9 protein-coding genes are annotated in these 12130 nt (G+C 67.4%); 6 read left to right on the top strand and 3 right to left on the bottom strand.

The features are described 5' to 3' along the window. The first annotated feature begins 129 nt into the window (after nt 1-129). The gene (locus tag ACZ5KP_RS03320; protein ID WP_460919877.1) at nt 130-1524 is read left to right on the top strand and encodes an O-acetylhomoserine aminocarboxypropyltransferase/cysteine synthase family protein; all 1395 of its coding nucleotides are present in this window, start codon (nt 130-132) and stop codon (nt 1522-1524) included. Nucleotides 1525-1605: 81 nt separating this feature from the next. Here ACZ5KP_RS03320 and ACZ5KP_RS03315 read toward each other — a convergent pair whose 3' ends face one another. Continuing rightward, nucleotides 1606-2283 carry a class I SAM-dependent methyltransferase gene (locus tag ACZ5KP_RS03315; protein ID WP_460919875.1) on the bottom strand — a complete coding sequence of 226 codons (678 nt, stop codon included), beginning with the start codon at nt 2281-2283 and terminating at the stop codon, nt 1606-1608. A gap of 274 nt (nt 2284-2557) precedes the next feature. Here ACZ5KP_RS03315 and metX point away from each other — a divergent pair, with 274 nt between their 5' ends. Further along, nucleotides 2558-3793 carry a homoserine O-acetyltransferase MetX gene (gene metX / locus ACZ5KP_RS03310; protein WP_460919873.1) on the top strand — a complete coding sequence of 412 codons (1236 nt, stop codon included), beginning with the start codon at nt 2558-2560 and terminating at the stop codon, nt 3791-3793. Nucleotides 3794-3805: 12 nt separating this feature from the next. Here metX and ACZ5KP_RS03305 read toward each other — a convergent pair whose 3' ends face one another. Both ACZ5KP_RS03305 and serB read right to left on the bottom strand, forming a co-directional pair. Continuing rightward, nucleotides 3806-5530 (bottom strand): histidine kinase N-terminal 7TM domain-containing protein, encoded by a 1725-nt coding sequence (locus tag ACZ5KP_RS03305; protein WP_460919871.1) that lies wholly within the window; start codon nt 5528-5530, stop codon nt 3806-3808. Nucleotides 5531-5603: 73 nt separating this feature from the next. Continuing rightward, nucleotides 5604-6245 carry a phosphoserine phosphatase SerB gene (gene serB / locus ACZ5KP_RS03300; RefSeq protein WP_460919869.1) on the bottom strand — a complete coding sequence of 214 codons (642 nt, stop codon included), beginning with the start codon at nt 6243-6245 and terminating at the stop codon, nt 5604-5606. Nucleotides 6246-6672: 427 nt separating this feature from the next. On the opposite strand from serB, the gene ACZ5KP_RS03295 reads away from it, so the two are divergent. Genes ACZ5KP_RS03295 through ACZ5KP_RS03280 form a run of 4 tightly spaced genes read left to right on the top strand, consistent with a single transcriptional unit; the run spans nt 6673 to nt 12031 of the window. Further along, nucleotides 6673-7851: a BMP family lipoprotein gene (locus ACZ5KP_RS03295; protein ID WP_460919867.1), complete on the top strand. Its 1179-nt coding sequence runs from the start codon at nt 6673-6675 to the stop codon at nt 7849-7851. A 51-nt stretch (nt 7852-7902) separates the two neighbouring features. After that, the gene (locus ACZ5KP_RS03290) at nt 7903-9579 is read left to right on the top strand and encodes an ABC transporter ATP-binding protein (protein WP_460919865.1); all 1677 of its coding nucleotides are present in this window, start codon (nt 7903-7905) and stop codon (nt 9577-9579) included. Further along, nucleotides 9576-10781, top strand: a complete 1206-nt coding sequence (locus tag ACZ5KP_RS03285) for an ABC transporter permease (RefSeq protein ID WP_460919863.1) — start codon at nt 9576-9578, stop codon at nt 10779-10781. The genes ACZ5KP_RS03290 and ACZ5KP_RS03285 overlap by 4 nt, the downstream gene beginning before the upstream one ends. Further along, nucleotides 10778-12031, top strand: a complete 1254-nt coding sequence (locus ACZ5KP_RS03280; RefSeq protein WP_460919861.1) for an ABC transporter permease — start codon at nt 10778-10780, stop codon at nt 12029-12031. The genes ACZ5KP_RS03285 and ACZ5KP_RS03280 overlap by 4 nt, the downstream gene beginning before the upstream one ends. Nucleotides 12032-12130 lie beyond the last annotated feature (99 nt).

The raw sequence follows: 12130 nt of genomic DNA, 5'->3' as shown, positions 1-12130 counted from the left end.
GGCTTCCTGACTATTCGCGGTCGCGGCTGCTGCTGCGTCGAGGACTCACTCAACCGATGAGGACCAGTTCACGTCAGGTCTTGCCGTAACTGGTGGTTATAGACGGCTGCAGCCATATGCATCTCGTACATGAGTAACGAGGACTCCCAGGACGCGGAGCCCCAGCCCAGCGGTGCCGAGAGCGGTGGGGGGTGCGGGAAGTGCGGCCATCGCATCGGCACGCGGGCCGTCCACGCCGGGCAGGAAGAGCCCGACCCCACCACAGGAGCCCGCGCACCGCCGATCCACCAGACGACGTCCTACGTCTTCCCGGACGCCGAGGACGCTGCAGCGCGCTACGCGCTCGAACGCGGCGGGCACCTCTACTCGCGGATCTCGAATCCCACGACCGAGATGCTCGAGGAGCGCCTCGCCTCCCTGGAGAACGGCGCCGGCGCGGTCGCGACCGACAGCGGGATGGCCGCACTCGACTCGATCACGCTGATCCTCGCGCGAGCGGGCGACAACGTCGTCTGCTCGACGGACACCTACGGCGGGACGACCACGTACCTCTCGAAGACGGCCGAGCGCCGCGGCATCGAGGCCCGGTTCGTCGACACGCTGGACTACGAGGCATACGAGGACGCGATCGACTCCGACACCGCGTACGTCCACCTCGAGACGATCGGCAACCCCTCGCTCGTGACGCCGGACTTCGAGCGCGTCGCCGAGATCGCGCACGACCGCGACGTGCCGGTCGTCGTCGACAACACGTTCGCGACGCCCGCACTGTGTCGCCCGCTCGACTACGGCGCCGACGTCGTCTGGGACTCGACGACGAAGTGGCTCCACGGCGCCGGCACTACGGTCGGCGGCGTCGTCGTCGACGGCGGCGAGTTCGACTGGGCCGCGGGCGGCTACGAGGAACTCGCCGGCGAGAACCCGGCCTACGACGGCGTCGACTTCAGCGAACGATTTTCCGAGGCGCCGCTGGCTGCCGCGGTGCGACTCCGCGCACTCCGCAGCCTCGGGAACCAGCAGACGCCCTTCGACGCGTGGCAGACCCTCCAGGGCATCGAGACCCTCTCGCTACGGATGCGACAGCACTGCGAGAACGCCGCGATCGTCGCGGAGTATCTCGCGGACCACGAGGCGGTCGCCTGGGTGGCCTACCCCGGTCTCGAATCACACGAGACCCACGAGAACGCACAGCGGTATCTGGGCGATCCGCCCGAGGAGGCGAGCCGCGGTGCCGGAACCGCCGTCGACGGCTACGGTGGCATGATCGCGTTCGGGCTCGAGGCTGGATTCGAGGCGGGTAAACGGTTCTGTGAGGAGGCCGAGCTCGCGAGCTTCCTCGCGAACGTCGGCGACGCGAAGACGCTCGTCATCCACCCGGCGTCGACGACCCACGCGCAGTTGACCGAGGAGGAACAGCACGAGGCCGGCGTCTCCCCCGACCTGTTGCGGCTGTCGGTGGGGATCGAGGATCCCGCCGATATTCTGGCGGATATCGACGCTGGAATCGAGGCCGCGACGGAGTAGGCGATCGGTCGACGTCGATACGCCGACGATTTCCATCGTCGATCGATTCGGGCGACCGAGCCTCGACGACGCGCTGGCGTCTCAGCCTGAGACCGTCCCGGTCATGACGTAGTACTCGTGGTGGGGCTCGCGTCCCCAGAGAACGGGATCCTGGAGCCCGTCGTACTCAACGTCGCGCAGTCCGTGCCGTTCGAGCACGTCTCGAAGCGCCTCGGGTCGCACGCCGTCGTACATCGGCAGGTCGCCGTGCATCTCTTCGTACTCGTCCCAGGGCTCGTCGTGGTCCCAGTACCCCTCGACCAGGAGGATTCGGCTGTCGGGTTCGACGACGCGTCGCCATTCCTCGATCGCAGCCGCGGGATTCGGGAGCGTCCAGAGGAGGTGCCTTGCAGTAACGAGTTCCACGCCGTCGCTGGCGACGGGAAGCGTCTCCGCGTCGCCGCGGACGATTTCGGCCGTCAGGTCCAGCCGATCGACTTTCCGTCGCGCTTCGGCGAGCATCCCCGGCGCGAAGTCGACGCCGGTGACCTCGTGGCCGAGCTCCGCCAAGAGCGTCGAGACGACGGCGGTCCCACAGCCGACGTCGAGCACCCGCCGCGGCGCCTCCCCGGTCCACTCGTCGAGGACCGTCAGCCAGCGTTCGTGTTGTTCCTCGGAGTGGATCCCGTGCTGGCTCTCGTCGTCGAACGTCGCCGCGCGGCGGTCCCAGTGTTGCTGGACGAGCCGTTTCGTCGCGTCGCCGTCGCTTGCTCGCGTCACGCGTCGATCACACCGATCACTCGGGGAGAAACAAGGCCGACCGTCTTATCGTTGTGGTCGCCCGGAGGCGGTTGCGGGCACGTGACCGGGGAGCCACGACAGACTCCTGCAGATGTTGCCGTAACTGTGGGTTATATCCATTTTGAACTATATGCATGTAGTTAATGACAACGTCGCCCAGTTCGCGCCGTGGCGTCGGCACGGAGCACCGCGCGATCAGCCGACGGAGTCGCCGATCGACAGCCCCCTATGCCCCGCCCGCGGAGGTGTGCTCATGTCGACGACGGTAACGACCGAGGACATCGGCGCCTTCGAGTTCGAGTGCGGCGAGTCGATCCCGTCCCTCGAGGTCGCGTACGAGACCTACGGCGAGTTCACCGGCGACAACGCCGTCCTCGTCTGCCACGCGCTGACCGGGAGCGCCCACGTCGCGAATCGCGGCCTCTCCGAGGAGGAAGAAGCGGCGCTCGACGCACCCGTGACCGGCGGCCAGGCACGCGCCTGGTGGTCCGACGTCGTCGGTCCGGGCAAGGCCGTCGACACGAACGAGTACTTCGTCGTCTGCGTGAACGTCCCCGGCTCCTGCTACGGGACCACCGGCCCCGCCAGCGAGAATCCCGAGACGGGGGAGCCCTACGGCACCAATTTCCCGCCGGTCACGGTCGGCGACTGGACCCGGGTCCAGCGTGCGGTGCTCGACTCCCTCGGCGTGGGCCGCCTCCACGCGGTCGTCGGCGGCTCCGTCGGCGGGATGAACGTCCTCGACTGGATCTCCCGCTACCCCGACGACGTCCGGCGGGCGGTGCCCATCGCCGCGGCACCCCGCCTCGATGCCCAGTCGCTCGCGATCGAGGCGATCGCCCAGCGCGCGATCACCAGCGACTGTGACTGGAACGGCGGCGACTACTACGGCGAAGACCAGCCCGATCCCGACCACGGCCTCCAGATCGCCCGGCAGCTCGGGCACGTACTCTACCTCTCGAAGGCGTCGATGGAGGAGCGCTTCGGACGCCGTGCAGCGGGTCGGGAAGCCGAACGGGACGCGTTCCCGCGGGACCGCGCCGGCGAGTTCTTCCCCTACCGCGACGTCGAGTCCTACCTCGATTACAACGCCCGGAAGTTCGTCGAGCGCTTCGACGCCAACAGCTACCTCTATCTCACGCGGGCGATGGACAACTACGACCTCGCGGCGGGCTACGAGGACGACGCCGACGCGCTCGCGGCCTTCACCGGCGAGGCGCTGGTCATGAGCTTCACCGGCGACTGGCACTTCACCGTCGCGCAGGCGGCGGAGCTCTCCGACGCCTTCCGGGAGACCGACGCCCGCGTCGCCCACCACGTCGCCGAGTCCGATCACGGCCACGACGCGTTCCTCGTCGAGCCCGAGACCGTCGGCCCGCCGCTCTCGGACTTCCTCGACGCCGGCGTCGAGGGGAAGGCCGTGACCGACGCCGACGGCGACGTGCCCGAGGAGGACACGATTCCGCCGGTCCACTCGAGCCTGTTCTGAACCGATTCGACGCTACTCGTCCGCGGGCAGCCTGATCTCCACGGTGGTCCCGCTGTCGTCGACGTCGAACGTGGCCTCGCCGCCGAGACTTCCCGCGCCCCAGGTGACGAGCCACAGCCCGAGCCCGCTGCCGTGCTCCAGGTCGGTTTCGGAGCCAGCGCGGATCGGCTCGAGTTCGTGCTCGGGGATCCCCGGCCCGTCGTCGCTGATCGTGATCGTCGCCCAGTTTCCGTCGTGGTTGGCTGCGATCGTGACGCCGGGCCGATCTCCGTCCGCAGCCGAATTCCTCCCGTGTTCGACCGCGTTGTCGACGGCGGCCGTGATCACAGCTTCGAGCGACTGGGAATCCGTCTCCAGCGCGTAGCCTTCGGGAACGTCCACGACGACGTCCGCGCGATCGCGGTAGGGCGCAACGACCGAATCGACGAGGGCACGGAGGTCGACAGTCTGCGCGTTCCGGTCGGGATCCGCGAGCGCCTCCTCGATCGTCCTCGCCTGCTCGCCCAGCGAGAGCAGCCCGTCGGCCTCGTCGACGATCGTCGCCGCCATCGCGGCCCGCTCGGGATCGTCGGTTTCGGCCAGCTCCTCGCCGTACGCGCGCACGACCGTCATGTCGTTCCGGAGGTTGTGCCGCAGTACGCGATTCAGCACCGAGAGCTGCTGGCGCCGGCGCGTCTCCTCACTGACGTCCTGGAAGACGAGCGTGTGCCCGAGCAGCGATCCGCCGTCGCCGCGGACCGGCGAGACGGTGATTTCGAAGGGCTGCTTCCCCGATTTCGTCGCCAGGAGCACCCGGTGGCGACCCTCATCCAGCGGGATGGTCTCGCCGTCGACGCGTCGGGCGTCGTCGCGCTCGTCCGTCACTGCAGTCTGCCCGAGCTCGTCGATCGAGCGCCCGACCAGCTCGCCGTCGTTCCCGGAGCCGAGCAGCTCGACGGCGGCCGGGTTCGTCTCGACGATCCGGCCGCCGTCGTCGACGACCACGACGCCGTCACCGAACTCGGCGAGGAGGCGCTCGCGTCCGAGCCGCCGCGCCGCCGGCGGCGAGTCGAACAGCGGCGATCGGAAGAACACGGCCGTCGCGACGGCGTAGACGAGGCCGAACAGCAACGGCGTGGTCGTCACCTGTGGGTACGGGCCCAGTTCCAGCACCCAGGCGAGGCTGCCGGCGCCCAGCGCGACGACGACCCCGATCAGCGAGACGGCCTGGACGGTGTAGAGCGCTTCTCGCTCCACGATCACCTCGAGGAGGATTGCACCCGCCGCGAGCAACACGGCGTAGGAGTACGCCTTGTGGACGTAGAGCCACGGCTGCTTCTCGTAGGTCACGGTCGCCGCACCGAACGCTTCGTCGACGCGGTAGTCCGTCCACATGAGCGCGTGTTCGCCGCTGGTGATCACCGCGACCATCGTGATGGCGGGGACGACGAGCAGTCCGAGGACGATCGGCCGATCGAGCAGTGCTCGCCGACCCGTGTAGCCGGCGACGAACAGGAGGAAGGCGACGGGAGCGACGCCGTGGCCCAGCCAGATCGGAATCTCGAACAGTCGGCGCAGGCCGGGATCGAAGACGAGCAGCCCGGCGCCGTAGCCGATCGACCAGACCGCGGAGGCCCCCGCGCCGATCTGGAACCAGACGGATCCGGGTTTGGCCCAGCGGCCGCGAACCATCCAGCCCGAGGCGAGACAGAGCGCGCCGGAAACCAGGGAGAGAACGACAAGCGGAGAGACCGACATCGAGCCTACCGACGCACTGCACGTGTATCCGTATTGTGCCCGCGGCCGTCGTGAAACCGACGGCGACTGCGAATCAGGCCTCGAGATAGCCGTCGGCGACCAGGAGCTCGCGCAGCTCCGCCGTGGTCGTCACCTCGACGTCGCAGTGGGGCGCGACCGCGGCCTTGGGTTCGAACCCGACGGCCAGTCCGGCGACCTGCAACATCGGGAGGTCGTTCGCGCCGTCGCCGATCGCGACCGTCTCCGCGAGATCGACCGAGTGGTCCGCGGCCAGCGTCTCCAGCGCCTCGTCCTTCGTCCCCTCGATCAGCGGCCCCTCGACCGCCCCGGTGAGCGCGCCGTCGGCGACGGGGAGCCTGTTCGCGACGATCGTGTCGACGTCGACGCCCTCGCGGGCGAGCGCCTCGGCGACGCCGCGCTCGAAGCCGCCGGTGAGGATCGCGACGTGGTGGCCAGCCTCGCGCAGCGCAGCGATGAGCTCCGCGGCGTCGGGCCGGAGCACGACCTCCTCGAACGCACGCTGGGCGTCCTCGTCGGGGAGGTCCTCCAGGAGCGCCGCCCGCTGGCGGAGGCTCTCGGCGTACTCGATCTCGTCGTTCATCGCGCGCTCGGTGATCGTAGCCATGTCCTCCGCGACGCCGAACCGATCGCCGAGGAGCACCGTCATCTCCGAATCAGAGAGCGTTCCGTCGAAGTCGAACGCGAACAGCGCCATTACCCGACGTGATCCGGTCCGGGCCCATTAACGCGCCGATCCGGGCTGGCCCATTCCGGTGCCGCCTCCGTCTCGGTCCTCCGCACGCGATCCCCGGTAGCGGCTGGATTCTGTCGGCCCGTTCACCGGCCGATCTGGTCGAATGCGGACCAACGACGATCCGGTGACGCCCACTCCCGGCAATAGTTGTAAGCACATTGCCATCGTGGTTCTCATCACCTCTACCCGTTTTCTCCACACTTCGTTACTGATTTGTATCCACGCACGGACTGGTATTTACGGCGGTCTGAGGGGGATTGAACGCAAGATTCGAAGTATTCAATGAACGATTCACAAAGTCCAATCTCGGCGCTCGTTGATCTATCCTCATAATAAATTATATAATCAGCTACATATATATCCCGGTGGCCTACTTATTCCAATTGTTATGTCGTCCAACGGGGAAAATGACGAACGTACCGAACAGAGCACCGACTCGGGGGCACGGTCCCGCATCAATCGGCGGAACGTGCTCCGGTCCGGCGCCATCGTCGGCGGCGCGGCGCTGGCAGGCTGTCTGAGTGGCAGCGGCGGTGGCGACAGCGACGATGGCGGTGACGGCGGGAACGGGAGCGACGGTGGTAACGGCGGCGACACGACGAACGTCGCGATCGTCTCCAGCTCCGCCGGCTTCGGCGACCAGGCGTTCAACACGCTCGCGGTCCAGGGGCTCGAGGCCGCTGCGGAGGAGTACAACATCGAAATCCAGGAGGTCGAAGAGACGTCGCCCTCGAACTACGGGACGACGCAGGCGGACCTGGCCTCCACCTCGAACCCCGACTACGATCTCATCGTGCTCGTCGGCTACGAGCACAGTCCGGACCTCCAGACGAACGCCGCGGACTACCCCGACCAGAACTGGATGCTGATCAACGACCACGTCGACCAGCCGAACGTCGCGGGGCGCATCTGGGCGAACCACGAGATGTCGTACCTCGCTGGCGTGGCTGCGGGGACGATGACCACCCGAGAGTTCTCCTTCGGGTCCAGCTCCACCGATTCCGGCAGCGCTCACGTCGGCTTCGTCGGCGGCGTCGACGGGCCGCTCATCAACGCCTTCGAGGAGGCCTACATCGCGGGCGCCGAGTGGGTCAACTCCGACGTCGAGGTCAGCGTCGGCTACGTCGGCAACTACCAGGACACGCAGACCGCGACCAACATCGCCAGCTCACAGTACGACGACGGCGCCGACATCGTCTACCAGGCTGCCTCCGCTGCGGGTGAGGGCGTCTTCCCTGCGGCACAGGACGCGAACCGATTCGCGATCGGCGTCGACGCGGACCAGTCGGTGACGCTCTCGGACTACCAGGACGTCATCATGGGCTCGGCTGTGAAGTTCATCAACGAGGGGACGCGCAGCATCGCCGCAGCAGTGGCCCAGGACAACTTCGACAGCGTCGCTGGTCGGCAGGTCCTCGGCCTCGAAGAAGAGGCGGTCGAGTTCGTCCCCGGCCAGTCCGTCGGCGAGGAACTCCCCGACGCAGTCGCGACGAACGTCGAGGAGGCCACCCAGGCCATCGTCGACGGCGAGATCACGGTTCCCTGCAGCGCATCGGGCTGTAACTGAGCGGCCTCCGTTTTCGGCTGTTTGCATGTTAGGACATACCAATCGATCGATATGAGTGGGACAGATACCGACGACGGGGACGCGGAGGGATCGAACGCGCCCAGCGACGGCTCGACGGGGGACCAGTACGCCGCCCAGCTATCCGGGATCTCCAAGCGGTTCGGGGACGTCGTTGCGAACGACGGCGTCGACCTCGACCTCGAGCGCGGATCGGTCCACGCGCTGCTCGGCGAGAACGGCTCCGGCAAGACGACGCTGATGAACGTCCTGTACGGACTCTACGAACAGGACGAGGGGACTGTCAGGATCGACGGCGAGGTCCGAGACTTCGACTCGCCCCGAGACGCCATCGACGCCGGCGTCGGGATGATCCACCAGCACTTCCAGCTGGTCGAGCCGATGACGGTGCTGCAGAATGTCGTCCTCGGCCACGAGCCCACGCGAGGTGGCATCGTCGACGCCGACGCGGCCAGAGAGGACGTCGTACAGATCTGCGAGCGCTATGGGTTCGACGTCCACGAGGACCTCGACACGCCGGTTCGCGAACTCGACCTCGGCGCCCAACAGCACGTTGAGATCGTCAAGAGCCTCTATCGCGGGGCGGAGATCCTCGTCCTCGACGAACCGACGGCCGTGCTCACGCCACAGGAAGTCGAGGGGCTGTTCGACGTGATGACGGAGCTGACGGCCAGCGGTCGCTCGTTGATCTTCATCACGCACAAGCTCGACGAGGCGATGGAAGCCGCCGACGAGATCACCGTACTGCGCGACGGAGCGGCCGTCGGTACCGTTTCGGCGGCCGCGACGTCTCGCGAAGAACTCGCGGAGATGATGGTCGGACGAGAGGTCATCTTCGACGCCGAGGATCGTGCGACGGAACCGGGAGCGCCCGTGCTCACGATCGAGGACCTCGAGGTCGTGGGTGATCGCGGCCTCCCGAAGGTGCGCGGCGTGGACTGCACGGTCCGCGAGGGCGAGATCCTGGGCGTGGCCGGCGTCGAGGGCAACGGACAGGCCGAGCTCGCCGAATCGATCGTCGGTCTCCGCTCCGTCGCCGACGGCACCGTCACCTACGAGGGGACGGACATCACGGACGCGAGCAGGCGGTCGCTGATCCAGGACGGGATCGCCTACATTCCACAGGATCGCCAGTCCGAGGGGCTCGTGCTCGATTACGACCTCGAACGGAACGCCCTGCTGGGCAATCAGACGATCGAGCCGTTCGTTCGCCGCGGCGTCATCGACTGGGACGCCGTCGGCGACCACGCCGAGTCGATCGTCGAGAAGTACGACGTCGAACCACACGACACCGCCGCGGTCGCGGAGTCGCTGTCTGGCGGCAACCAGCAGAAGTTCGTCGTCGGCCGGGAGTTCGAGCACGATCCCAGGGCGATCGTCGCGGCGCACCCGACCCGCGGCGTCGACATCGGTTCGATCGAGTTCATCCACGACCGGCTCCGCGAGATGCGCGACGACGGCCTCGCGGTGTTGCTCGTCTCCTCGAAACTCGAGGAGATCCAGCAGCTCTCGGACCGCATCGCCGTCATGTACGAGGGCGAGTTCGTCGACGTCGTCGAGCCGGGTGCCGTTACCGAGCAGGAACTCGGACTCCTGATGACGGGGACGCGACCCGGGGAATCCAACGCTGACGCCTCGTCGGCCGACGCTGCGGCCCGAGATACAGACGCAGGCTCGTCGGCGGCCGATACCGGAGGTGAGGGACAGTGAGTTCCGGAGAGTCGACGCCGGACTCGCAGGATGGCGTCGGTGGGGACGGAGACGACTCGTCGTCCGACGAGTCCCTCGCCCACCGGACGCTCGTCCGGCTCGTCGAAGCGTCGATCTTCGAGCGGCTGGGCATCGCGGTCGCATCGACGGTGCTCGCTCTCTTGATCGGCCTCGTCATCGTCGCAGCCGCTGGGTACGATCCGGTCCTCTTCGTGGACAACATGGTCTACGGCGTCTTCGGAACCTACAGCGTCGCGGAGCTGTTCGGGACGGACAATCGGCTCGCACAGACGCTTCGCCCGACCGTCACGTTCATCATTACCGGCGTCGCGGTCGCGATCGCGTTCCGCGCCGGCGTGTTCAACATCGGCGTGCAGGGGCAGTTCGTCGTCGGCGGCTTCGCGGCTGCCGCAACGATCGTTACGATCGCCGGATCGCTGCCCGCTGGCGCGACCGGTGGTGCGATCGTGATCGTCATCGCGACGCTGGCCGCGATCGCCGCTGGCGGGCTCTACGCGATGCTCCCGGGCATTCTGAAGGCCTACGCGGGCGCCAACGAGATCATCACGACGATCATGCTCAACTTCGTCGCGAGTGGGGTCGTGTTCTGGCTTCTGGACGCGTACTTCCGCCCCGGCGGAACCTTCTTCGTCAGAACCGCCAGGTTCCCCGAGCACGTCTCCTTCCCCCAGCCGATCTTCGAGGGGACGTCCTTCTCCGTGGTCGGACTCGCGATCGCGCTACTGACGGCGGGCGTCGTCTTCTGGATCATGGAGCGCACGCGGTTCGGCTACGATCTCGTCACCAGTGGCCACCAGGAAGCCGCGGCGTCGTACTCGGGCGTCGACGCCAAGCGTACGATCGTCGCAACGATGACGTTCTCGGGAATGGTGGCAGGGCTCGCCGGCGCAGTCTACATCATCATGGTTCTCAGCTACTTCAGCGACCCGGCTACACTCCCGACCTTCGGGTTCGACGCGATCGCCGTGAGCCTGCTCGCAGCGAACAACCCGCTCGGCGTGATTCCGGCTGGGCTGCTCTTCGGCGGCCTCGAATCGGGCGGCAACTTCGTCAACCAGTCATCGGACGTCCCGCGACAGCTCATCGACGGCGTCGTCGGACTGGTCGTGCTGTTCGTCGCCGCACCGGAGCTGTTCCGGATGGCTGGCAAACGCATGGGCGTCGGAGGTGAGGACCGATGAGCCCCGACGACGCCGGACGCGGCACGTCTGCCGGTGACGATCCGGTCGACGAAGCGCCCGACGTGCGAACTGACGGCGGCCCATCCGGCGACAGCGGGTTCGACGGGGCCGATGGTGCGGGGAACGATGACGGGGAGGAGCGTTCCTTCGCGGACGTTGCCTCCGCCGCCGTCCGCGAACACCGGTGGCGACTGCTCGGGTTCGTCGCGACGTTCGTGTCGCTAATCCTCGTTGCAGCGTTGCTCACCGACGTCGCGCTCTCGAAGCTCGTCCAACCCCAGTTCTGGCTCGGGCTGCCCTACGGCGACGTGTTTACCGTCGGGTTCGCCCAGCGAGCCTTGCAGGCCGCGATGCCGATCGCACTTGCTGCCATCGGCGGCCTCTACGCGGAGAAGAGCGGCGTGTTCAACATCGGCCTCGAGGGGTTCATGATCTTCGGCGCGGTCAACGCCGCCGCCGTGTCCTGGATCCTGGCTGGTGGATCGGCTTCCCAGCTCGATCTCTGGATCGCGCTGGTGGCGACGGTGCTGCTCGGGCTGGTCTACACCGCGATCTTCGCGGTGCTGACGATCCGCTACAAGGCCGACCAGATCGTCGCCGGGCTCGCGGTGTGGTTCCTCGGACTCGGCTTCGGTCCGTTCACTGCCGTCGTGATGTGGGGTGGCGTCTCGAGTCCGCCACTCTCGAGCATCGAGCCCGTCTCGGTGCCGGTGTTGGCTGATCTCCCGGTGGTGGGTCGGCTGCTCTTCGAGGCGAACCCGCTGCTCTGGCTCACGATCGCGATCGTGCTCGCGTCGTACGTGGTGCTCTATCACACTCGCTACGGCTACTGGATCCAGGCGGCCGGCGAGAATCCCGAGGCGCTCGATACGGCGGGCGTCTCCGTGCGCCGCGTTCGCTACGCGGCCGTCATGTTCTCCGGCGCCGTGGCGGCGCTGGCCGGCGGGATGCTCTCGATCGGCATCGGGAACGGGTTCACCGGCACTGGCACGACGATGGTCGACGGGCGGGGCTGGATCGCCATCGTCGCCTATCTGTTCGGGAACTACAACCCGATCCTCACCGCGCTCGCGTCCCTGCTGTTCGGCGCTGCACAGATGCTGCGCATCCAGCTGGGCACGATCGGCGTCGATCTACCGTCGTCGCTGCTCGAGCAGTTCCCCTACGTGACGGTCATCGTCGTGTTGACGCTGGTCGGTGCGACCCGGGTGCCGAGTGCAGTCGGCGAGAGTTACGAGAGCGAGGAGTAGGACGCTCCGCGGTCACGCAGTCTCCTTCTCGCTGTACTGCGAACCGTCTCTTGCAACTGGTCTCCGTCCCCACCCGCGAACGCGTCGTTTATCTGGCTC

Source organism: Salinarchaeum chitinilyticum, assembly GCF_055390775.1.
This window is presented reverse-complemented; position numbering and strand designations above follow the sequence as displayed.

Bases quoted from the DNA above. Each gene is read 5' to 3' on its own strand.
- ACZ5KP_RS03320 (WP_460919877.1), top strand. From the start codon at position 130: ATGAGTAACGAGGACTCCCAGGACGCGGAGCCCCAGCCCAGCGGTGCC.
- metX (WP_460919873.1), top strand. From the start codon at position 2,558: ATGTCGACGACGGTAACGACCGAGGACATCGGCGCCTTCGAGTTCGAG.
- ACZ5KP_RS03305 (WP_460919871.1), bottom strand. From the start codon at position 5,530: ATGTCGGTCTCTCCGCTTGTCGTTCTCTCCCTGGTTTCCGGCGCGCTC.
- serB (WP_460919869.1), bottom strand. From the start codon at position 6,245: ATGGCGCTGTTCGCGTTCGACTTCGACGGAACGCTCTCTGATTCGGAG.
- ACZ5KP_RS03295 (WP_460919867.1), top strand. From the start codon at position 6,673: ATGTCGTCCAACGGGGAAAATGACGAACGTACCGAACAGAGCACCGAC.
- ACZ5KP_RS03290 (WP_460919865.1), top strand. From the start codon at position 7,903: ATGAGTGGGACAGATACCGACGACGGGGACGCGGAGGGATCGAACGCG.
- ACZ5KP_RS03280 (WP_460919861.1), top strand. From the start codon at position 10,778: ATGAGCCCCGACGACGCCGGACGCGGCACGTCTGCCGGTGACGATCCG.